At 54.6% G+C, this 23,733-nt stretch carries 18 protein-coding genes and 1 rRNA gene; 6 read left to right on the plus strand and 13 right to left on the minus strand.

What is annotated here, in order from left to right; all coding sequences use genetic code 11:
* The 5 genes from rrf to aceK form a co-directional block, all read left to right on the plus strand.
* Positions 1–83 (plus strand): 5S ribosomal RNA (rrf, locus tag OC597_RS26695); the annotation flags it as partial.
* Between the two features lie 376 nt (positions 84–459).
* Complete coding sequence (gene metA / locus OC597_RS09160) at positions 460–1,389, plus strand: homoserine O-acetyltransferase MetA (protein WP_044553861.1); 930 nt, start codon at positions 460–462, stop codon at positions 1,387–1,389.
* Positions 1,390–1,776: 387 nt separating this feature from the next.
* Entirely contained in the window at positions 1,777–3,375 is a 1,599-nt protein-coding gene (gene aceB / locus OC597_RS09165; protein WP_262208453.1) for a malate synthase A, read from the plus strand.
* Between the two features lie 47 nt (positions 3,376–3,422).
* On the plus strand, positions 3,423–4,730 hold the full coding sequence (gene aceA / locus OC597_RS09170; RefSeq protein ID WP_099065619.1) for an isocitrate lyase: 1,308 nt from the start codon (positions 3,423–3,425) through the stop codon (positions 4,728–4,730).
* Between the two features lie 70 nt (positions 4,731–4,800).
* Complete coding sequence (gene aceK / locus OC597_RS09175; protein ID WP_261257991.1) at positions 4,801–6,555, plus strand: bifunctional isocitrate dehydrogenase kinase/phosphatase; 1,755 nt, start codon at positions 4,801–4,803, stop codon at positions 6,553–6,555.
* Between the two features lie 30 nt (positions 6,556–6,585).
* Here the strand turns inward: aceK and OC597_RS09180 are convergent, their stop codons facing one another.
* From OC597_RS09180 to iclR, 13 genes are all read right to left on the minus strand, one after another.
* Positions 6,586–7,227: a bifunctional 4-hydroxy-2-oxoglutarate aldolase/2-dehydro-3-deoxy-phosphogluconate aldolase gene (locus OC597_RS09180; RefSeq protein ID WP_115183629.1), complete on the minus strand. Its 642-nt coding sequence runs from the start codon at positions 7,225–7,227 to the stop codon at positions 6,586–6,588.
* Between the two features lie 55 nt (positions 7,228–7,282).
* The gene (gene edd, locus OC597_RS09185; protein WP_262208456.1) at positions 7,283–9,097 is read right to left on the minus strand and encodes a phosphogluconate dehydratase; all 1,815 of its coding nucleotides are present in this window, start codon (positions 9,095–9,097) and stop codon (positions 7,283–7,285) included.
* Positions 9,098–9,207: 110 nt separating this feature from the next.
* Positions 9,208–10,545, minus strand: a complete 1,338-nt coding sequence (gene gntU, locus OC597_RS09190) for a gluconate transporter (RefSeq protein WP_261257988.1) — start codon at positions 10,543–10,545, stop codon at positions 9,208–9,210.
* The gene (gntK, locus tag OC597_RS09195) at positions 10,542–11,081 is read right to left on the minus strand and encodes a gluconokinase (protein ID WP_099065624.1); all 540 of its coding nucleotides are present in this window, start codon (positions 11,079–11,081) and stop codon (positions 10,542–10,544) included. The genes gntU and gntK overlap by 4 nt, the downstream gene beginning before the upstream one ends.
* Before the next feature lie 343 nt (positions 11,082–11,424).
* Positions 11,425–12,726: a YhfT family protein gene (locus OC597_RS09200; protein ID WP_261285426.1), complete on the minus strand. Its 1,302-nt coding sequence runs from the start codon at positions 12,724–12,726 to the stop codon at positions 11,425–11,427.
* A gap of 10 nt (positions 12,727–12,736) precedes the next feature.
* A complete protein-coding gene (locus OC597_RS09205) occupies positions 12,737–13,090 on the minus strand; it encodes a DUF2620 domain-containing protein (protein ID WP_261425006.1) in 354 nt (117 codons plus the stop codon).
* A 5-nt stretch (positions 13,091–13,095) separates the two neighbouring features.
* A complete protein-coding gene (locus OC597_RS09210) occupies positions 13,096–13,989 on the minus strand; it encodes a phosphotriesterase-related protein (protein ID WP_262208460.1) in 894 nt (297 codons plus the stop codon).
* The gene (locus tag OC597_RS09215) at positions 13,986–15,215 is read right to left on the minus strand and encodes a phosphopentomutase (RefSeq protein ID WP_262208461.1); all 1,230 of its coding nucleotides are present in this window, start codon (positions 15,213–15,215) and stop codon (positions 13,986–13,988) included. Before OC597_RS09215 ends, OC597_RS09210 begins: the two co-directional genes overlap by 4 nt.
* The gene (locus tag OC597_RS09220; RefSeq protein ID WP_262208463.1) at positions 15,212–16,387 is read right to left on the minus strand and encodes a YhfX family PLP-dependent enzyme; all 1,176 of its coding nucleotides are present in this window, start codon (positions 16,385–16,387) and stop codon (positions 15,212–15,214) included. Before OC597_RS09220 ends, OC597_RS09215 begins: the two co-directional genes overlap by 4 nt.
* Positions 16,388–16,465: 78 nt before the next feature.
* Positions 16,466–16,819, minus strand: coding sequence for a hypothetical protein (locus tag OC597_RS09225; RefSeq protein ID WP_261285421.1), 354 nt, complete (start codon positions 16,817–16,819; stop codon positions 16,466–16,468).
* 144 nt (positions 16,820–16,963) lie between these two features.
* Positions 16,964–17,848, minus strand: coding sequence for a hypothetical protein (locus tag OC597_RS09230; protein WP_262208465.1), 885 nt, complete (start codon positions 17,846–17,848; stop codon positions 16,964–16,966).
* A gap of 162 nt (positions 17,849–18,010) precedes the next feature.
* Positions 18,011–18,910 carry a GntR family transcriptional regulator YhfZ gene (gene yhfZ / locus OC597_RS09235; RefSeq protein ID WP_261425012.1) on the minus strand — a complete coding sequence of 300 codons (900 nt, stop codon included), beginning with the start codon at positions 18,908–18,910 and terminating at the stop codon, positions 18,011–18,013.
* 74 nt (positions 18,911–18,984) lie between these two features.
* Positions 18,985–19,815, minus strand: a complete 831-nt coding sequence (iclR, locus tag OC597_RS09240) for a glyoxylate bypass operon transcriptional repressor IclR (RefSeq protein ID WP_099065625.1) — start codon at positions 19,813–19,815, stop codon at positions 18,985–18,987.
* A 198-nt stretch (positions 19,816–20,013) separates the two neighbouring features.
* On the opposite strand from iclR, the gene metH reads away from it, so the two are divergent.
* The gene (gene metH, locus OC597_RS09245; RefSeq protein WP_410001336.1) at positions 20,014–23,709 is read left to right on the plus strand and encodes a methionine synthase; all 3,696 of its coding nucleotides are present in this window, start codon (positions 20,014–20,016) and stop codon (positions 23,707–23,709) included.
* The last annotated feature ends 24 nt before the right edge of the window (positions 23,710–23,733 follow it).

Genomic DNA, 23,733 nt, shown 5'->3' on the forward strand with positions numbered 1-23,733 from the left:
CCCATGCCGAACTCAGAAGTGAAACGCCGTAGCGCCGATGGTAGTGTGGGGTCTCCCCATGCGAGAGTAGGACACTGCCAAGCATCAATTAAAGCAACAAGCCCTACGTGAAAGCGTAGGGCTTTTTGTTTTATCTGTCGTATATCGTTCTGCTCGAGCATGGGTATGCGAAAAGCCCGTCGGGAACGGGCTTTAACGCCGCTTGCGGCGGCCCCGAAGGGGGGAGTCTCAGGATGAGACGAGTATTGTAGGACACTGCCAAGCATCAATTAAGCCAAGAGGCCATCCGCAAGGATGGCCTTTTTGCTTTTCGTCTTCAAAAAGCGTATGAGTTCCATCTGTACCAACGCAATGAAACATTTTCACCTTCCCGTTGAACACTCGACATTGTGCCCAAAAACCGCTATCTTCGGGCATCTAGAAGTCTAAACGTTTAAATGGATATGTGAGGATTAAGCAATGCCGATTCGTGTTCCTGATGAGTTACCTGCAGTCAGTTTCTTGCGCAATGAGAATGTCTTTGTGATGGCATCCTCTCGGGCAAAAACTCAGGAAATCAGGCCGCTGAAAGTGCTGATCCTCAACCTGATGCCAAAAAAGATCGAAACAGAAAACCAGTTTTTACGCCTGCTTTCCAACTCTCCGCTGCAAATTGACATTCAACTGCTGCGTATCGATAGCCGCGAGTCGAAGAACACGCCGGCGGAGCATCTGAACAACTTCTACTGTGATTTTGAAGACATTCAGGATGAGAACTTTGATGGCTTGATTGTCACCGGTGCGCCGTTGGGGCTGGTTGATTTCTGCGACGTTGCTTACTGGCCACAGATTGAACGGGTGATTGATTGGGCCAAGAACCATGTCACTTCCACGCTGTTTGTCTGTTGGGCGGTACAGGCTGCATTGAACATTCTGTACGGTATCCCGAAGATGACCCGTGAAGTGAAACTGTCGGGTGTTTATCAGCATCAAACACTGCAACAGCACGCGTTGCTGACCCGCGGTTTTGATGAGACCTTCCTGGCTCCCCATTCACGCTATGCGGACTTCCCCACGGAGATCATCCGCCAGTACACGGATTTGGATATCCTGGCCGAATCAGAGCAGACCGGGGCCTATTTGTTCGCCAGTAAGGACAAGCGCCTGGCGTTTGTTACCGGGCACCCGGAGTATGACGCGCTGACGTTGGCGGGTGAGTATTGTCGCGATAACGAGGCCGGTCTTAATCCTGTGGTACCGCTGAATTACTTCCCCGATGATAACCCCGAACTCACACCAAAAGCCTCCTGGCGCAGCCATGGTCACCTGTTGTTTGCCAACTGGCTCAACTACTATGTTTACCAAATCACACCGTACGATCTGCGTCATATGAACCCGACTCTCGAGTAACCCTTTTACCCCAATCGGCGGCTGAATCGAGGCCGCCGACGCGACTTATCCCTCATCTGCACCCCTTCTTTTCTTCGCTATTCTAGTAAAAATCATTGTCTAACAATCACTTAAATTAATTCGCATCAGTTTATGGAACCGGTTTCCTTACTGGTGTTCATTGTTATTTATATTAACTAATTGATAATAAAAGGTTAATAAAATATTTTATATTAAAATGGAAATCGTTTTTGATTTTTATTTTTAGTTGAGTATTCTTAGATCCAGAGAGAAGAGATCTGACCAGTTAAGGATCGTTTTATCGGCCCTGATCCACACTGATTTTTGATGAAGATGCGCCGGACTGGCTAGCGGCAGCGGTGCGCAACGATGGGAAGGAGCAAGACAATGACGCAACAGATAGTAGGCACGGAGTTAACGTTTACGCAGGGTTTCACCGCTGCTGAGCGGCAGGTGTTGACGGATGACGCGGTCGAATTCCTGGCGGAACTGGTGAGTAAGTTTACTCCACAGCACAACAAACTGTTGGCTGCGCGTGCCTGCTGGCAGCAGAAGATCGATCAAGGTGATCTTCCAGACTTTATTTCGGAAACTGCTTCCATTCGTAATGGTGAGTGGTCTATCCGCGGCATACCTGAGGATTTGCGCGACCGTCGGGTGGAAATCACCGGTCCGGTTGAACGTAAGATGGTGATCAACGCCCTGAACGCCAATGTGAAGGTGTTTATGGCGGACTTCGAGGACTCACTGGCGCCGAGCTGGGACAAAGTGATCGATGGCCAAATCAACCTGCATGACGCGGTGAACGGCACCATCTCTTACACCAATGAAGCCGGCAAGATTTATCAGTTGAAGCCGAACCCGGCGGTATTGATTGCTCGCGTACGCGGCCTGCATTTGCCGGAAAAGCACGTGCAATGGCAGGGGGAAGCGATCCCGGGCGGCCTGTTTGATTTCGCGCTGTATTTCTTCCACAACTATCGTCAACTGTTGGCCAAAGGTAGCGGCCCTTATTTCTACTTGCCGAAAACCCAGTCCTGGCAGGAAGCCGCCTGGTGGAGCGAAGTCTTCAGCTTTGCCGAAGATCGTTTCTCCCTGGCACGCGGCACCATCAAAGCCACGGTGCTGATCGAAACGCTGCCGGCGGTATTCCAGATGGACGAGATCCTATATCACTTGCGCGATCACATCGTCGGTTTGAACTGCGGCCGTTGGGATTACATCTTCAGCTATATCAAGACGCTGAAAAATCATGCCGATCGCGTATTGCCGGATCGTCAGTCGGTCACCATGGAAAAGTCATTCCTTAGCGCCTACTCCCGCTTGCTGATCAAGACCTGCCATAAGCGCGGTGCCTTTGCCATGGGCGGTATGGCGGCGTTTATCCCGAGCAAAGACGCTGAGAAAAATGCCTGGGTGCTGAACAAGGTCCGGGCGGATAAAGAGCTGGAAGCCAATAACGGCCACGACGGTACCTGGGTGGCACATCCAGGCCTGGCGGATACCGTCATGGAAGTGTTCAGCCGGGTGCTCGGTGAGCGCCGGAACCAACTGGAAGTGCTGCGTGAAAACGACGCGCCAATCAGTGCTGCGCAGCTGCTGGAACCTTGTGACGGTGAACGTACCGAAGCAGGCATGCGGGCCAATATCCGTGTGGCGGTGCAATACATCGAGGCCTGGATCTCCGGCAATGGCTGTGTGCCGATTTACGGCCTGATGGAAGATGCGGCGACGGCAGAAATTTCCCGAACCTCTATCTGGCAGTGGATCCACCACGAAAAGAGCCTGAGCGATGGTCAGCTGGTTACCAAGGCGCTGTTCCGCCAGATGCTGAAAGAAGAAATGTGGGTGGTACGTGAAGAGTTGGGTGAGGCCCGCTTTAACGCTGGCCGGTTCGAAGAGGCTGCGCGCCTGATGGAACGTATCACTACGCAAGACGAATTAATCGATTTCCTGACTTTACCTGGCTATGAGCTGCTGGCCTGAACCTGTTCCTGACCATTAACCCTACATTATTGAAAAGGATAAAAATTATGTCTACCTCTCGTGCTCAACAGATCCAACAGCTGGAACAGGAATGGAAGTCGGCCCGCTGGGAAGGGGTCACCCGCCCATACAGCGCGGAAGACGTGATTAATCTGCGCGGTTCGGTTAACCCGGTCTGTACGCTGGCGCAGAACGGCGCCGCCAAGCTGTGGGAACTGCTGCACGGTAAATCACGCAAAGGTTATGTCAACAGCCTGGGGGCACTGACCGGCGGTCAGGCGTTGCAGCAGGCCAAGGCTGGCGTCGAGGCGATTTACCTGTCCGGCTGGCAGGTGGCGGCCGATGCCAACACCGCGTCTGCGATGTACCCGGACCAGTCACTGTATCCGGTCGATTCCGTACCGGGGGTGGTTGAGCGTATCAACAATACCTTCCGCCGCGCCGATCAGATCCAGTGGGCCAACAAAATTGAACCGGGCAGCAAAGGTTACACCGACTACTTCCTGCCGATCGTGGCCGATGCCGAAGCCGGCTTTGGCGGCGTGCTGAACGCTTTCGAACTGATGAAGGCGATGATTGAAGCCGGTGCTGCCGGGGTGCACTTCGAAGACCAACTGGCGGCGGTGAAAAAATGCGGCCATATGGGCGGTAAAGTGCTGGTGCCAACTCAGGAAGCGATCCAGAAACTGGTTGCTGCGCGTCTCGCCGCTGACGTACTCGGTGTGCCGACGCTGGTGATTGCGCGTACCGATGCCGATGCTGCGGATTTGCTGACCTCTGACTGCGATCCTTACGACCGCGAGTTTGTTTCCGGCGAGCGCACTGCCGAAGGTTTCTTCCGTACCCATGCCGGTGTTGAGCAGGCGATCAGCCGTGGCCTGGCATATTGCCCTTATGCTGACCTGGTGTGGTGCGAAACATCCACGCCGGATCTGCAGGCGGCCAAGCGCTTTGCCGATGCGATCCATGCCAAATTCCCCGGCAAGCTGTTGGCGTACAACTGCTCGCCGTCGTTCAACTGGAAAAAGAACCTGGACGATCAGACTATCGCTCGCTTCCAGGAAGAGCTGTCAGCGATGGGCTACAAATACCAGTTCATCACGCTGGCAGGCATTCACAGCATGTGGTTCAACATGTTTGACCTGGCGCACGCCTATGCGCAGGGCGAGGGCATGAAGCACTACGTCGAGAAAGTGCAACAGCCGGAGTTCGATGCCGTGGCTCGTGGTTATACCTTTGCCTCACACCAGCAGGAAGTGGGCACCGGTTACTTCGACAAGGTGACCACCATTATTCAGGGCGGAGCCTCCTCGGTGACGGCGCTGACCGGTTCGACGGAAGAACAGCAGTTCTGAGGCGGCAACGCTGACAAGTGGTAACCCGGAGCCTGCTTATGCAGGCTCTATTTTCTGGCGGGAGGTAAGGATGGCGGCAAAACTGGAGCTGTTGATCGCACAGACGATCCTGCAGGGCTTTGATGCACAGTACGGCCGCTTCCTGGAGGTGACCGCCGGTGCGCAGCAGCGTTTTGAGCGGGCGGACTGGCCGGCAGTGCAGCTGGCGATGAAAAAGCGTATCCATCTGTATGATCATCACGTCGGCCTGGTGGTCGAGCAACTGAAGTGCATCACCGGGCAAAAATATTATGATGCGGATTTCCCCAGCCGGGTGAAGGCGGTGTATACCGATCTGCTGCCTGAGTACCCGCGCTTTGAGATTGCCGAAAGCTTCTTCAATTCCGTCTACTGCCGGCTGTTCCGGCACCGCGATCTGACGCCGGAGAAACTGTTTGTTTTCAGCTCCCAGCCGGAAGGGCGCTTTCGCGATATCCCGCGCCCACTGTCACGCGATTTCACTGCCAACGGCGACGTCTCGGCGATGCTGTACAATCTGCTGACTGATTTACCTCTGCGGTTACCGTGGGAAAACTTATCGCGCGATATTGATTACATCACGCTGGCGTTGCAACAAAGCTTCAGTGTGCAGCAGTTGGCTGGAGCGACGTTCCAGATCGCCAACGAACTGTTTTACCGTAACAAAGCGGCCTGGTTGGTGGGTAAGCTGCGAGTGGCAGACCGGGTTTATCCTTTCCTGTTGCCAATCCATCACAGTGATTCCGGCGCCTTGTTTATTGATACCTGCCTGACCAGCAAGGCCGAGGCCAGCATCGTGTTCGGCTTCGCCCGTTCTTACTTTATGGTTTACGCCCCCCTGCCGGCGGCGATGGTCGAGTGGCTGCGCGAAATCCTGCCGGGCAAAACCACCGCCGAGCTGTATATGGCGATCGGCTGCCAGAAGCACGGGAAAACAGAATGTTACCGCGAGTACCTGACGTTTATGAGCGGTTCGCAGGAGCAGTTCATCATCGCGCCGGGGGTCAAGGGCATGGTGATGCTGGTCTTTACCCTGCCGTCGTTCGATCGGGTGTTCAAGGTGATCAAGGATGAGTTTGCGCCGCAAAAAGAGGTGACGCAGGCGCAGGTCATGGCGTGCTACCAACTGGTAAAGGAACACGACCGCGTGGGGCGCATGGCGGATACCCAGGAGTACGAAAATTTTGTCGTCGACAAGGCGCGTCTCAGTCCGGAATTATTGGCGGAACTGCAGCGTGAGGTGCCGGACAAGCTGGAGGATCTGGGCGATCGCATCGCGATCAAGCATCTGTATATGGAAAGACGCATGACGCCGCTGAATCTGTATCTGGAGCAGGCTGATGAACAACAGATGCGCGACGCGATAGAAGAATACGGCAATGCGATCAAGCAACTGGCCGCCGCCAATATTTTCCCCGGCGACATGCTGTTCAAGAACTTTGGCGTGACCCGGCACGGGCGAGTGGTGTTCTACGATTATGATGAGATTTGCTACATGACCGAGGTCAACTTCCGCGATATTCCGCCGCCGCGCTACCCGGAAGATGAGTTGGCCAGCGAACCCTGGTATAGCGTGTCACCCAATGATGTGTTTCCGGAGGAGTTCAGGCATTTCTTGTGTGGCGACCGGCGCATCCGACAGGTGTTTGAAGAGATGCATCGCGACCTGTTCGAGGCCGATTATTGGCGCGGGTTGCAACAGCGCATCCGTGATGGACATGTGGAGGACGTGTTTGCTTACCGTAAAAAACGCCGTTTCAGCCAGCGCAGTGGGGCGGCGCTGCCCGCAACCTCCGCCACGGCTTAAGGGCGCAGTTCATCACCGCGCCCAATACGATTAAGCTTTCGCACCCGCAACGGCGGCGCGCGCCAATTCGGTGATGCGTGCGTAGTCGCCGCTTTCCAGCGCATCTGCCGGTACCAGCCAGGAGCCGCCGATGCACAGCACGCTTTTCAGCGCCAGATAGTCACGATAATTGTTCGGTGAAATGCCACCGGTTGGGCAGAAGCGCACCTGTGGGAACGGGCCGCTGATAGCCTGCAGCGCTTTCACGCCTCCGTTGGCTTCCGCCGGGAAGAATTTAAACTCACGCAGGCCGTGATCCATGCCCAGCATCAGTTCCGACACGGTACAGATACCGGGAATTAACGGGATTGAACCGGCAGTGGCTGCTTTCAGCAGATCGGCGGTCAGGCCCGGGCTGATGGCGAACTGGGCACCGGCATCGGTCACTTCCTGCAACTGCTGTGGATTAATGACGGTACCGGCGCCGATAATCGCATCTGGCACTTCTTTGGCAATGGCGCGGATCGCGTCCATCGCGCAGGCGGTGCGCAGGGTGACTTCCAATACCCGTACGCCTCCGGCTACCAGGGCTTTCGCTAAGGGTACCGCGTGTTCCAGCTTGTTGATGACGATCACCGGGACTACCGGTCCGGCCATCAGGATCTGCTCTGCGCTTGTCTTCCAATTTTTCATCAATGGTTTTCTCCAGTTATGGCCGCCGCCGTCGGCTGCACGGCCATGCTATCGGTTAAAATTTAATACAGCAGGCGCCCTGTTCGGCCCCGGAAAGCTGGCTACGCAAGGCACCGAACAGTTCACGACCACAGCCGATATGTTCTGCGCTCAGGTCGGGCTGGTAAGGCGCGCGCTGGGCCAACTGCTTGGCATCGACCAATAATGCCAGCTCGCCAGTGCGGCCGTTCACGCGGATCAGGTCACCGTTTTGCACCTTGGCCAACATGCCGCCGGTGTAGGCTTCCGGGGTCACGTGGATGGCGGAAGGCACCTTGCCGGAAGCGCCGGACAGGCGGCCATCGGTCACCAGGGCCACTTTAAATCCACGGTCCATCAGTACGCCCAGTGGTGGCATCAGTTTGTGCAGCTCGGGCATACCGTTGGCCTGTGGTCCCTGGAAGCGCACCACCACTACGCAGTCACGATCCAGCTTGCCGGCTTCAAACGCCGGAACAATGTCATGCTGGCTTTCAAATACCACCGCCGGTGCTTCGATAATCTGGTTGTCCGTCGGTACCGCCGAGGTTTTCATGACCGCCCGGCCGAGGTTACCGGCCAACACTTTGGTACCGCCGTGATGCTCGAAAGGCTCATCTACGCTGGCGATCACCTTGGCATCGAGCGACGTCTCCGCCCCTTCACGCCAGGCCAGTTGGCCATTGTCCAGCCACGGTTCCTGGGTGTAGCGCGCCAGGCCAAAACCGGCCACGGTGTGCACGTCTTCGTGCAGCAAGCCGTGCTTTAACAGTTCGCGTACCACCAGGGCGACGCCACCGGAGGCCTGGAATTGGTTAATGTCTGCCGGGCCATTCGGGTAGATACGGCACAACAGCGGCACGGCGTCCGACAGCTCGGAGAAGTCGTCCCAGTTGATAATGATGCCGGCAGCGCGAGCCATGGCCACCATATGCATGGTCAGGTTGGTGGAGCCGCCGGTCGCCAACAGGGCAACGATGCCGTTCACCACCACTTTTTCATCCACCAGCTGGCCGATCGGCAGATAGTTGCCGGCAGTCTCGGTCAGGCGGGTCACCTGACGGGCAGCGGCGTCGGTCAATGCATCGCGCAGCGGTGTATCCGGGTGGACGAAGGAAGCACCCGGCAGATGCAACCCCATCACTTCCATCACCATCTGGTTGGTGTTGGCGGTGCCGTAGAAGGTGCAGGTGCCGATGCCGTGATAGGAGGCGGCTTCGGCCTCCAGCAGTGCCAGACGGTCAGCCTTGCCTTCGGCGTACAGTTGGCGTACCCGTACTTTCTCTTTGTTCGGCAAGCCGCTGCTCATCGGGCCGGCGGGCACAAACAGCGACGGCAAGTGGCCGAAGGACAGGGCGGACATCACCAGCCCCGGGACTATTTTGTCGCAGATGCCGAGGAACAATGCGCCGTCGAACATATTGTGCGACAGGCCGATGGCGGAAGACATGGCGATCACGTCGCGGCTCATCAGCGACAGCTCCATGCCGTCCTGCCCCTGGGTCACACCGTCGCACATTGCCGGTACACCACCGGCCACCTGGCCGACAGCCCCTACCGCGTGCAGTGCCTGTTTAAGCTTTTGCGGGTAGTTTTCGTAGGGCTGGTGGGCGGACAGCATATCGTTATAAGCGGTTATGATGGCGATATCGCTGCGCACCATATTTTTCAGCGCGGTTTTGTCATCCGGCTGGCAGGCGGCAAAGCCGTGTGCCAGGTTGCCGCAGGCCAGTTGTGCGCGATGAACGGTTTGTGAACGAGCCGCCTCAATGCGTGCCAGATAGGCGGCGCGGTTGTGTTTGGAACGGTCGATGATGCGTTGTGTGACACGGGATAGGGTTGGATTAATCATACCTTCCTCACATGCTATTGTTATAGACGCCGCCTGTGGCGGTGCCCCCGGTGGTGGATTGCGGCCCTGATGTGCAAAGGCCGGGGGCGCTGTTATGTCGTTATGGCGTTTTAAAACAGGGTGAACGCGACCATGCCGATGATGCCGCCCACGCTGCCCAGAATGGTTTCCATCACCGTCCAGGTTTTCAGCGTTTGCAGCTCATTGGCCCCGGTAAATTTACCGAACAGCCAGAAGCCGGCGTCGTTGACGTGGCTGAGCACGATAGACCCACCGGCAATACAGATTGCCAGTGCGGCCAGTTGTCCGCCGCCGAGCCCCAGTTGACTGGTTACCGGCAGCACCAGGCCGACGGTGGTCAGACAGGCCACGGTGGCGGAGCCCTGGATCACCCGCACCATGGCGGACAATACAAAGGCTGCGACGGCGATCGGCAGACCGGTGCCGATCATGGCATCACCCAGTGCCGGGCCGACGCCGGAATCCACTAGGATCTGTTTGAATACGCCCCCGGCACCGGTCATCAGCAGGATGATCCCGGCGGGCTGGACCGCCGCAGAGCAGATGGCCAGCGTTTGCTCGTTGGTCATGCCGCGTGGTTTTGCCAGGCCATAAATCACGATTAAACAGGCGACTAAAATGGCGATAAACGGGTGGCCAATGAACTCCAGCCACTGTTGTAACTGCGAGCCAGGCGTGACCAGGCGGGCACCAATGGTTTTCATGCCGACCAGCACCAGTGGGCAGAGTACCAGCGCCAGGCTAAGGCCAAATGACGGCAGGTTGGCGGTGTTCAGCGTCGGTTCGTTTTCATCCGCCGGCATCGGCCAGTTCACATAGCGGCTGATAAAGCTGCCGTACAACGGGCCTGCAATCAGCATGCCGAGAACCGCGGCGACCAGGCCGATGGCGATCATCCAGCCGAAGTCGGCCTTCATTTGGGAAGCCAGCAGCATCGGTACCGGCCCCGGCAACAAGAATGAAGCGGCGGCGGCGACACCGGCAAACAGCGGAATGGCCAGCTTAACGATGTTGCCGTCGGTACGGCGCGCCACGGCAAACACGATGCCGATCAGCAGTACCACGGCCACGTCAAAGAACAGCGGCAGGGCACAGATCAAACCGGCGATACCGAGAGCGAAATGAGCCTTGCTCTGGCCGAAACGTTTCAGCAAATGTGCCGCAATTTGATCCAGTGCACCGACCTCGTGCAGTATCTTGCCGAACATTGCCCCCAGTGCCACCACGATGGCCAGGAAGCCCAGTGTGTCGCCCATGCCTTTCTGCATGGTATCGGCGATGCGATCGAGCGGCATGCCGGAGAAGATCCCAGCAGCGATAGACACCAGCATTAACGCAACGAAGGCGTGCATACGCGCCTTCATCACCAGAAACAGCAGTAAGAGAACCGAGCCGACTGCGGTACCGACCAGCGTTACAGTATTCACGCGCACACATCCTGTGGCAGGAAGCTCTGGATATGCCGAACGGTGTCGGCGATCACGCCTTCCAGCGGTTGGTTGATGTCTACAGACATCACATCGCTCTCGTCTGCGCCCGGCTGTTCCAGTGCGGCAAACTGCGTCACCAGCATCTGCGGTTTGAAGAAGTGGCCGTTACGTGCCGCCAGGCGGGCTTCGATCACCGGGAAATCACCGTGCAGGTAAATGAACGACAGGTTGCCATTACCAGCGCGCAGGCGATCGCGGTAGTGTTTTTTCAACGCTGAACAGACGATGACCGAGACATTATTGGTGCGCTGCATGGCGAAGGCGGCATCGTTGAGTGCAGCCAGCCACGGGGCACGATCTTCATCATTCAGCGGTTCACCGGCGGCCATTTTCAGGATATTGCTACGCGGGTGCAGAAAATCGCCGTCGAGGAACCCGGCGGACAGTTGGCGGGCCGCTGCGGCGGCCACAGCGGACTTACCGCTGCCGGAAACGCCCATAATGACGTAAATACGGTTTTGATTATTGGTCATGGCTTAGCTCCAAAACGACAAGTGGCGTTACCCTGCGTCAGTTGTTACCGGTAACATGTTATCGGTAACATTGTCGAAGGAAGTTTCGCCAGTTGCAATGGGCTTTCGCAGGCAGGATCGCTAACTGTGATCGGCTTCAAGTTTTTATTGGACGGGATAAACAGGATCGGTACAGCGTTTTACATGCTGACAACAGTGGGGGCGAAACAGGCCAGGATGGGGGGAGATGGCTTGCACAATGGCAACGCCACTGTGCAAGCTTCTATTGCTCTAACCGCCGTTCGATCTCCAGTTTGGCATTCGCAGAATGGTTCGCGGAATTCTGGACTGCCCCAGTTTGGGGTTAACTCACAACGAATAACCCCAAGAAGTACAAAATATTCAATAAAATACCGCAGATGATGGTAGCAACCACCGGGGCAGCAATTTTCAATATTGGCCGTCCCAGCGCTTCGTTAAGGAAATAAAGTGCGGCGGTGATGCTGAACCCGGTGTAGCCCGCCATCTTGATAGAGGCGAAAATGGCCCCGATCATCAAGGCGAATTCCATCAGCATATTCATGGCGTTGCGGATACTGTCAGAAGCATTGCGAACCGAAGGATAGTTGCTCAACCAACGACCAATAGAGCGTAATAACAGCACTTCCAGCGTGATGGTTAACGCACCAAGAATGGCCGCCAACCATGGAGATGGAGCCAGATAGCCCACGGTGAACACAAAGGTAAATCCAGCTACCGCGTATACGCCCGTCGCCAGCGCAGTGGTGGCAATCAGCGGAATAAAGCCTAATCCCCGCATAAATTCAGCCAGTGCGGCCTGGTTCACCAACGCCGAGGATTCCTCGGGTGAGACCCCAGGTGCCCAGGCCTTTGCCAGGGTATAGATAGAGACCTCAGAACCCCCAAACAGCTTCAGGCTGGCAACCGTTGATATCAGCGCACCGGTAATGGCAAGTAGCGGTAGGTTTTTGATAATTCGTGAGGTTCTTTCTTCGAAAACGGAGGCTCCATGATTTTGCTCATGGTGTTTACGCTGGGAGATATCACGAAATATGGCTATGCCTAACAGCATGACCATGCCAACGAAAATCTCAATGGACTCAGGGAAAAGCAAAGGATAAAAACGCACCACAATGACACGGGCCATCAGCACCACGATGGCGGCCAACAGGCTGTGACGCCAGCCGAATTGATAAAAGATAGCCACCAACGGGAACAGGGCAAAGGCCGAAATCACCGGGCTGGAAAGTTCGCCCAACGACCCCAGAATATCCACCGGGAGGGCGGTGAGCAGGGTATTGATCGGAACCAGACTGGTTAAGACCAATACGCCCCAGACCATGCCTAAGGTGAAAGCCAGGTAGCTGTTAAATGCCAGCACGCCGATGATGTCGGTAGGCAGAAACAGTAACCAGCTGTTCAATAGACCGGTCGATAAGGTAAATGAGATCCCGACGGAAGCCACAAAACCGATGCTCAAGCCAAATGCTATGCTCCCGGCTTCCCGGCGGTTCATATTGCCTTCGACCAGTTGCGGCAGAATGGGACGAATGCCATCGTGAAATACCGCCACGGACCGATGAGAAAGCAGTGAGGTCATGCCCGTGAGCAAGGCGACGATAACAATATGCAGATATTGCTCCATGACGGCCTCCTTAATTCAAGTGAGCAATCAATATCGGAACGGCATGTTCAACATGTTCCACCGAAAGGCCAAAAGCGACTCTCCCTTCATTGATCCATTTAACTATTTGCTCTTCTTTTGCCTGTATTCCTGGTTTGGCAATGGTGCAGCACCGGTTGTAGCCGATAATGGCGATAGCAATAGATAACGCGGCTCCGGCTCCGGTATTACAAGCGCCAATAAAATAGTCCAATTCGCCGTTTTTGACTTTACTGGCCGCTTCCATATCGTTTTGGATAAAACACTCAAATTTACCGGGGGCGGTAGATTCAATAACCTGTTTGATTTGCTCGCGTTGTAAACCTGCTATACCGATCTTTTTCATTATTATTATCCTCTGAAGAAAGTGTTGGGATTGTCGCGCAGCATAAGATCAATTTCCTGCTGGTGGATCCCTGCCTGTAATAACATAGGAACAAAAATATCAATGAGATAGCTAAATCCGGGGCCGCCATTGGTCGCCAGATGTGAACGACGGGTGATATCCATAGAGAGCATAACCTGGCCTAATAACCCTCTCTGAGATAGAGCCAGTAAGGTGGCAACGCGTTTTTCATCCGGGTAATAATTATTTTTGCCGATAGTATCGAATTGAATCAATGCACCGGTTTCCAGAATACGCAGCAATGTCTCCCATTGATCGCGAAGGTCACAATGACCGATAACAATATGTTCTGCGGCGACGCCGTGATGCATTAATAATTGAAGCTGTTCCAACCCCATGGTACTGAAGCTGGTGTGGGTAGAAATAGGTTTCCCGGTGGCCAAATGCGCCAGGGCGGCGGCGTGGAAGACTTTTTCTTCCGTTGGAGTAATAACGTCTACACTGCTGCCAATTTCTGCAATAACGCTTGCGCGCAACGAGGTACCGTCAATACCTTGTTCTATTTCGTCGATCATTTCCTGCGCCAGTTGCTGAGCGCTGTGTTGTGCAACATGGGGCGGATAAAACTCCTGCTGGTAATATCCGGTTGACGCCAGGATGTTAATACCGCTTTCTTGCATCAAATCCAGCATGAATTGTGGGTTTCGCCCCATATAACGGTTGGTGACCTCAACCAGGTTCAGTACACCCTTATTGACCAGCGTTTTCATTTCATCGACGAGTAAGGCGTAGCAATCCAGTCGACAATCCATATCTCGTTTGAACGGTGACAGATCGATATGCAGATGTTCGTGCGCATAGGTGTAACCACGACGATCAAATTGCGGCGATGGATTCATAGTTGCCCCTTATTGAGCTGGGAAAAGAACGAATGACCACTTTGTGGTGGGGAAGCGCCAAAGGCATCACATACCGTGGCCCCCACGTCAGCCAGTGTTGAGCGTTCGCCGAGATCAATGCCTTGAACGCCGGCGCGCCAGAAGAGTAATGGCACTTTTTCTCGCGTATGACGTGCATGGCCAATGGTCGGATCATTACCGTGGTCGGCCATGACCAACAGTGCGTCATCTTCCCCAAGCAGTGCCAGTAATTGAGCAAGATAACTGTCTACGATCTGCAGCCGTTCGGCATAACGGTCGCTGTCTTCGGCATGACCCGCGAGGTCTGTTTCCTGGATATTGGTGCAGATAAACGCTGGGCCGGGTTGTTGGATCTCCTGCAAGGTCAATTGCATAATTTCTGATGAGTCGGCAATGCCCGGGTAATTGGTGCCATCAGGATTAATGACAATATCGGCGACTTTACCGATGAGTACTGTGGGAACGCCGATGTGATGCAAACTGGCTGCAGCTTGTACGTTCTGATCAACGCCGTAACCGAGATGAACCACGGTAAAGCCATGGCGATAGACACCCGATTTTGGCGCGTTTATCCCAACGTAGGTGTCCGCAGATGTCTGAGCAGCGTCGTGTAAGGCTGCATTACTGCCGATATTGCCGCCAAAGACGATGACGCGGCTCACCTGAACCTGGCTACGAACAATATCGCCAATAGCGCGAACCGTGGCGAAATCAATGGCGTCCAAATTGGCGGTCACGTTATAAACCTGACCAGGATCGGTTTCGAGATTATCGCCAATGGCGACGGCACCGTTGACGCGCAAATAGCATAAACCCGCTTTTAGCGCGACACGTTCTACCCGAAAACCGGCGTTATTGAGCGCCTGGGCAACCTGCTCCCTTACCAGGGAAAAGGGCATGCGTAATGGGGCGGTAGGGCGAGTGCCCATGATTTCCTGATGCCCCATAAAGGAGTCTGCGCCTTGATGTTGCAAATTTGCAGTGCCGTAGTTTGCGGCCGGAGAGGGACGCATAACGTTATCCGGTTGAAAACCCAAAGCATCAATCAGGCCTAATTTTTCTAACGTTGGCAGCCTTAATTGGCTGTGCTTTTGTAAAATATGACCACAGGTATTAGCCCCTTTATCGAGAGGACGTAACTGAGGGACATCGTCCATCGCGCCAATACCAAAGCCATCTAAAACAATAACCACAAACTTGTTCACCGGAAATCTCCTGAGTTGTTGAGTTTATTGCCCTGGCTGTCGAATACTCCGGCAAGCTGCGGGTTTCCTTGCGAAATTCCGCATACCATGACGACATCGCTGCGAGTTACAAAAATTTGCGTGCGAAAACACATCACTACGGCGCTCCCGACGGGAAATTGCCCGTTTAGCCCCAGGTAATAATCAATGCTGTGATCCTGCGGCGGTACCACCTCGGCTTGATGCATCTTGCCGTCTGGGGTGAATATCAGCGCATGCCTGACATGGCTGCGCCGGTAGTGACCGCCGCCATAACAGAGACTGATGTTTTTATAATTATGTGAAATTTCAGTCAGATATAGCATTGCCAACGATTCGGGCTCGGTGCCGAAGGCGTTGGCGGGGACGGTACCTGTAAAGGCATGCCCGGGCTCCACATGAGTAGCGCCAAGCTGTGCGAGCAGCGCGAGGGTTGAGCAACTGTTGGCCGAAGGCGCATTGATCTGATCTATTTGAAAACCGGCTTTGCGCAGGCGCGCTGCCGCTTCGATCAGGGTGGAGAAATTGGGGGTAATCTGAGGGATATCACCCGCTTCCTGGCTTAGCAGGCACGGGAAATGGGTGACACCAAGCACCTTCACGTGCTCCAACTGGGTGATTTGTCTGGCAGCAGCCACCACTTCATCCAGCAAGAACCCGCCCTCCTGGCCTGGGTAGAGATCATCGTCCGGGTGATAGACCTTCAGTAATAAAGCTTGCGTGAGATTTAATTTTTGCGCCTGTACGGCAATGGCGCGCGCCTTCGCGACAGAGAACACGGTAATCGCCTCGGGGCGTTGCATCAGGATGGCTGCAATTTCACCGTCCGGGATCTGGACGAGGTGCCCGACATGAGACAAAGGCACGCCATGCTGCATTAATTGCCGCGCCTCTTTAAAATCGACGGCAGTGACACCAGGAAATCCCTGGGCAATGATGCGCTGGCACAACCAGGGATTACGCCCAAACTGCTTGCTCATGACATAGGGGGTCAGGTGATGCCGATGGGCCGTGTGCAGGATACGCCGGGCATTTTCCTCAACGGCATCCACATCGATCACGTAGCTGTCCGGGCGAATAATGCGCTGTTGCCACAAAGACAGTGCAGCGCTGATTAACTCAGGGTTTTGCCGTTGTAATGCGGTAATAAACATCGTTCCCTATACTCCTGGTTGTCGTCCCTGGACTTAATATTCATTTATTTGAATATTTATGAGAAATAAACTTGAGGCTCACAGTTGGCTTAAACTGTACCAATTGGCCAGCAGGTAGCCTTCTTCATCAGGATGGAGTTCGACGTTGAAGTTTTTCATGAGTGCCGTGTTTAGCTCTCGTATTTCTTCTAATTTTCCGGCTTCAGCGATCTCCGCCAATATTTCGTTATCCAATGGGGAAACCGGTTGTTGCTGACGGCAGCGCATGAGTGCATTTGCCATATGTGCGATGGCTAACCAGCCTTGTTCTGTCGGAAGAGGTCGCAGACAATAATGGCGTTGCAGTTGCTCGATGACCGCCAACATGCCTTGATAAATATCTTCATCAATCACTTTGGCTTGTCGCAGTGTATCCAGGCCCTGATTTATCATCCTATATCCTCATTTTTTTGAACATATAATATGCGATGTTAAGTGAGGTAAACGGGGGCGACAACTGCCAGGCGATTGTTATTTGAACAGGATCACAAAGATCGTCGGGCGCCGTTTCCGGCGCCGGTGATCTTAGGCTGCGACTTACTTATCATAAGGCGTAGTGTAACCACCAAAATCATAAACATATTGCAAGATGGCCGTGCCATTTTCGTCGGCATGATTTTCGTGATTAACCAATAGGGCAACGACGCCTTCCGCACCGCGTAAGTGTGCGCCAGCCAGCAAACCCGATAAGGTGATCTCTACGCTATCAGGACGACTGCCCGGTGGTGTTAATGGGGGCTGGCATGCGCTCCAGCGGAGGGTTGTTCCCAGGTAATCACCCAGATTTTTTCCCAGGGCGGATAACTGTAAAACAATATTTTGGTATTTATTATCAAAATGGTCGAGGGCAATAAATTCTTGTTTATCCGGGTTAATGACATCATCGAAAGAGTTAATATCATGTTTTCCGGTAAATGTTCCCTGCCAGGTATTAACGTCAGTAACGTGGATTTTCCCTTCAGGGAATACCATTATTTTATCACGCACCCCATTGGACCAATTACTGACGTCGACATCTGAATAATACATGGGTAAACCATTGCTGTCATAATGACTGTAATAGCCAAGATCCCAGAGGTCATGCTCGCTGAACTGATAGCCAACAAAGCCCAGGTAGTTCATCACAGCATATTGCATGGCCCGAAACATTTCAGGGGCGGAGGAACCGCGAGTATAGAATTTATCCACACCTAGCTTAATGAAGTAACCTTTCACTGAGGTGGTACTGATTTTTGGAATGCCATTTTTATCACGGATCACGCGGCCGGGATATTCAACTTGCTGATAAGTTACTGCTTTATCATCTTCATAATGTTGATCGTAATAGTGGGCTTGCAGGGGATCGATTGAGCATTCAAATGTCCTTATTGCGGTAAGAAAATCAGTGTAGTCGCCGTGATTATTGTTTTTTGTGTGTTTCATTTTTAAATTCCTTATCTATATACCTAAAGGCGTGGATATAATGTCTGGAACAAAAGTCACACTGTTACCTTATACCTCTTGGTGGGTATTAATATGAAATGAGGGGTTCTGCTGTGATGGGGCTGTAAACCGTTATTGGCATTAATTATATACAACACTTAATTAATAAAACGGCTCTTCCTTTCCGGATAGGACATTTTTCTGATGTTCCAGCAGTTGTTTTTTGTCAACCTGCCGTGCCACCAGGCGTTGGATCAGCGTGTCATCGTTGCGGATCAATAATACGGCTTCGGTGGCTTGGGTATATTGGGGCTGGCCTTGCAAAGCGATGGCAATCAAATTGCTGCTGGCAAAATTCTGCACGACGTTCCAGATTGCTGCATCAATATTGCCTTTTTCAATTTGAGTCAGACAGTCGTGGTAGGGCGTATCGATGTATTGTACGTTTTTGTCCTGAAAGTAGAGTTCTGACAACTGACGTTGATCGGGCGAGCGGGGATCCAGGCCTACGCGATGGATATTATTTTGCTCACCACGGCGGCAAACCATTTGGTGCTCTGAAACATAAGATCCCGCGCCTAATTCCAGTGCAATGCGGGCTTTTCCGTCCTGTAGTACTTGCCTGGCAGCCAAACGGGAAACCACCGCCATATCGTATATGCCGTCCAGCAGGCATTCGATGCGTACGCTTGCTCCGCGCATGTGTGCGTAATAGAGGGGGATTTGCCCAAACTGAATTTTCAGGCCGCTGGCCAGGCCTTCATAAAGTTTGGTATAGGGCAGCGGCATGGCGCAAACCAGATTGCCAATATCGGCTTGCGCCAGAAGTGCCTGATAATCTAGTTGTTTTAATCGCGTACCGTTGCGCCCACGGCGTTCCAATTGAATACAGCCACTGGTTTCCAATGATTTAAGCGCGTTCTGTACAATGCCAACGGAGAGGCCAAAACTTTCTGAAAGCTCATCGATAGTGCGTAAACGATTCAATGGCTGCTCATCCAGCAAATATCGGGCAAGCTGGATAATCGCAATGCCTTCTTTCTTAATGAACTTATCTCTCATTGGCGGCTCATTGGGCGATAAAGCGCATAATATTCGATTATTTGAAGTTTTAATGCAACGACGGTGCTCACTTTTTAACGCACACCGCCATATTCCAGGCTGATCTCTTTCGCTGCATGGATCACCAGCGCACCCAGCTCAATCACGCGGTTGTCGGTAATGCGTGATACCGGGCCGGAGATCGATATAGCGGCGAAGGCTTCACGGTGCTCGTCGAAGATGCAGGCCGCCACGCAGCGCAGGCCGAGCGCATGTTCTTCATCGTCAAAGGAAAAGCCCTGCTTGCGGATCTGCGCCAGACCTTCCTTCAGGTTGTGCGGCGTCAGGGTATGTTGGGTATAGGTTTGCATACCCTTTTTATGCAGCAGTTTGGTGACCTGCTCATCCGACAGGGTGGAAAGAAAGGCTTTCCCGGCGCCGGAAGCGTGCATCGGCAGTTTGCCGCCAATCGGTGCCGACATGCGCATCAACGCGGTGCACTGCACCTGATCGATAATAATTGCCTGGTACTCGCTGGTGTCCAGCACTGCCAGATTAACCGTTTCGCCGGACTCTTCCATCAGGCGGCGCAGCGTTGGGTGCACCATCGCCAGCAGGTTGCGGCTCTGCAGGAAGCTGCTGCCGACCACAAAGGCATGTGAGCCGATGGTCCATAGGCCCAGATCGCCCACCTGACGCACGAATCCCTGCTGTTGCATGGTGGTAAGCAGGCGGTGGGTGGTGGAGTTCGGTAAGCCGGCCTGTTGGGCCAGATCGGTTAGCGCCACGTTACCCTGTGCTTCGGCAATGTATTCCAATAATTTCAGGCCACGGGTCAACGACTGCACCTGACCGGTGGGCGCACTGGCGGCCGGGGATGCAGCACGGGGCTTTTTGCCGCGTTTGGCGGGAGCAGGGGTGACCATAATCCACATTCCTTTTTCCGTATGATGGAATTCATTTTCGTTTTTTACGTATGAATTGCAAGTCGTCAATCAGCTCATCGGATCTGTTGTCCGACAACCTGAAAAACTCTCAATTAGCGCTCCCCCCTCTGCCACCACAACCTGTGCTAGGATGGCTCGTTGGTTTTTGCAGCAATTGAGCGATGGGCTGGATCGGTAATTGAAGGGGCTACAGTGACAAATCGAGTAGAACAACTGCGCCGGCAGTTAGCGCAGCGAATTTTAGTGTTGGACGGCGGCATGGGCACCATGATCCAGAGCTATCGTCTGGAAGAGAGCGACTTTCGTGGCGAACGTTTTGCCGACTGGCAGAGCGATCTGAAAGGCAATAATGACCTGCTGGTGCTGACCAAGCCGGAAGTGATTACCGCCATTCACTACGGCTACCTGGAAGCCGGGGCCGATATTCTCGAAACCAATACCTTCAACTCCACGCCTATCGCCATGGCCGACTACCATATGGAGTCGCTGTCCGCCGAGATTAACTATCAGGCCGCCTGCCTGGCACGAACCTGCGCCGATGAATGGACCGCCCGCACGCCAGAGCAGCCGCGTTACGTGGCCGGGGTGCTGGGGCCGACCAACCGCACCGCCTCTATTTCACCGAACGTCAACGATCCGGCGTTCCGTAATGTTTCTTTCGATGAGCTGGTGGAAGCCTACCGCGAATCGACGCGGGCGCTGGTGGAGGGCGGCGTCGATCTGATCATGATCGAAACCATCTTCGATACCCTGAATGCCAAAGCCGCCGCCTTCGCGGTGGAAACCGAATTTGAAGCCCTGGGCGTTGCGCTGCCGATCATGATTTCCGGCACCATCACCGACGCCTCCGGTCGTACCCTGTCCGGCCAGACCACCGAAGCCTTTTATAACTCGATGCGTCACGTCAAGCCGCTGAGCTTTGGCCTGAACTGTGCGCTGGGCCCGGACGAACTGCGCCAATACGTTTCTGAGCTGTCGCGCATCTCGGAGAGCTACGTTACCGCTCACCCCAACGCCGGTTTGCCCAACGCCTTCGGTGAATACGATCTGGACGCGCAAGAGATGGCGAAACAGGTTGGCGAGTGGGCGAATGCCGGCTTCCTGAATATTATCGGTGGCTGCTGTGGCACCACGCCGGAACACATTGCCGCGATGGTCAAGGCAGTGGCGGGTGTACCGCCGCGTCAACTGCCGGAGATCCCGGTAGCCTGCCGTCTGGCTGGCCTTGAGCCGTTGAACATCGATGCCAAAACGCTGTTCGTCAACGTGGGCGAGCGCACCAACGTCACCGGTTCAGCCCGCTTTAAACGGCTGATCAAAGAAGAGAAATACAGCGAAGCGCTGGCTGTGGCCCGTCAGCAGGTGGAAAGCGGCGCACAGATTATCGACATCAACATGGATGAGGGAATGCTCGACGCCGAAGCGGCGATGGTGCGTTTCCTTAACCTGATCGCCGGTGAACCGGATATTGCCCGCGTGCCGATCATGATCGACTCCTCCAAATGGTCGGTGATCGAGAAAGGCCTGAAGTGCATCCAGGGCAAAGGCATTGTTAACTCAATCTCGATGAAAGAGGGCGAAGAGGCCTTTATTCATCATGCCAAGCTGGTGCGCCGCTACGGTGCTGCGGTGGTGGTGATGGCATTTGACGAGGCAGGCCAGGCGGATACCCGCGAGCGCAAGTTCGAGATTTGTCGCCGCGCCTATAAAATCCTGACTGAGCGCGTTGGCTTCCCGCCGGAAGACATCATTTTTGATCCGAATATTTTTGCCGTCGCCACCGGTATCGATGAGCATAACAACTATGCCGTCGACTTTATCGAAGCCTGTGCCGACATCAAAACCCACCTGCCGCACGCGATGATCTCCGGTGGCGTTTCCAACGTCTCGTTTTCATTCCGTGGCAACGATCCGGTACGTGAGGCGATCCACGCGGTGTTCCTGTATCACGCGATCCGTAACGGCATGGACATGGGTATTGTTAACGCCGGGCAGTTGGCGATCTACGACGATCTCAGTGCCGAACTGCGCGAGGCGGTGGAGGATGTGATCCTCAACCGTCGTGACGATAGCACTGAGCGCCTGCTGGAACTGGCGGAAAAATACCGCGGCAGCAAAGATAACGAAGTGGCGGTACAGCAGGCGGAATGGCGCGGCTGGCCGGTCGAAAAGCGGTTGGAATATTCGCTGGTCAAAGGCATCACCGAGTTTATCGAACTGGATACTGAAGAAGCCCGGCAGAGAGCGGATCGCCCGATCGAAGTGATCGAAGGGCCGCTGATGGCGGGGATGAACGTGGTTGGCGACCTGTTCGGCGAAGGCAAAATGTTCCTGCCGCAGGTGGTGAAATCTGCCCGCGTAATGAAGCAGGCAGTGGCCTATCTGGAGCCGTACATCGAGGCCAGCAAAGAGAAAGGCTCTACGGCAGGCAAAATCCTGCTGGCGACGGTGAAGGGCGATGTGCACGACATCGGCAAAAACATCGTTGGCGTGGTACTGCAGTGCAACAACTACGAAATTGTCGATTTGGGCGTGATGGTGCCGACGGAGAAAATCCTCAGAACCGCGCGTGAGCAAAACGTGGACATCATCGGCCTGTCGGGGCTTATCACCCCGTCGCTGGACGAGATGGTCAACGTGGCAAAAGAGATGGAGCGTCAGGGCTTTACCCTGCCGTTGCTGATTGGCGGCGCGACGACCTCCAAGGCCCATACCGCGGTGAAGATTGAGCAGAACTACAGCGGCTCAACCACTTACGTACAGAATGCCTCGCGCACCGTGGGTGTGGTGTCGGCGCTGCTTTCCGCCACCCAGCGCGATGACTTTGTGGCGCGTACCCGTAAAGAATATGAAACCGTGCGTATCCAGCACGCGCGTAAAAAACCGCGTACCCCGCCGGTTGACCTGCAGAAGGCCCGTGATAACGCCATGGTGCTGGATTGGGAAAACTATCAGCCGCCGGTGCCGAAGCAGTTGGGTGTTTATCCGGTTGAGGCCGGCATTGAGACGCTGCGTCATTATATCGACTGGACGCCGTTCTTTATGACCTGGTCGCTGGCGGGTAAATATCCACGCATTCTGGAAGACGAAGTGGTGGGGGAAGAGGCCAAACGGCTGTTCGCTGATGCTAACCAGATGCTGGACCTGCTGGCTGCCAACGGCAGTCTCAACCCACGTGGCGTCTATGGCCTGTTCCCGGCCAACCGCGTCGGCGACGACGTTGAGGTGTACCGCGACGAGAACCGTGATGAGGTGCTGGTGGTCAGCCGCCACCTGCGCCAGCAGACCGAAAAAACCGACTTCCCGAACTACTGCCTGGCGGACTTTGTCGCGCCGAAAAGCAGCGGCAAGGCCGACTACTTCGGTGCCTTCGCGGTAACCGGCGGTCTGGAAGAGGATGAACTGGCGGCGGCCTATGATGCGCAGCACGATGATTACAATAAAATCATGGTCAAAGCGCTGTCGGACCGTCTGGCGGAAGCTTTCGCCGAGTACCTGCATGAGCAGGTGCGCAAGCTGCACTGGGGCTTCGCGACCGAAGAGAACCTGAGCAATGAAGAACTGATCCGCGAAAACTACCAGGGCATCCGTCCGGCACCGGGCTATCCGGCCTGTCCGGAGCACACCGAGAAAGCGGAGATCTGGCGCCTGCTGGATGTTAACCGCCATACCGGCATGGTGTTGACCGAGTCCTTCGCCATGTGGCCGGGGGCGGCAGTGTCTGGCTGGTACTTCAGCCATCCGCAGAGCAAGTATTTTGCGGTGGCGCAGCTCCAGCGCGATCAGGTGGAAGACTATGCGGCGCGTAAAGGCATGAGCGTCAGCGAGGTTGAACGCTGGCTGGCACCTAACCTCGGCTACGACGCCGACTGATCATCCTTCTTTAGGGGCGCGCTG

It is taken from the genome of Serratia proteamaculans (assembly GCF_946227095.1).
GTDB classification, from domain to species: Bacteria; Pseudomonadota; Gammaproteobacteria; order Enterobacterales; family Enterobacteriaceae; genus Serratia; species Serratia proteamaculans_E.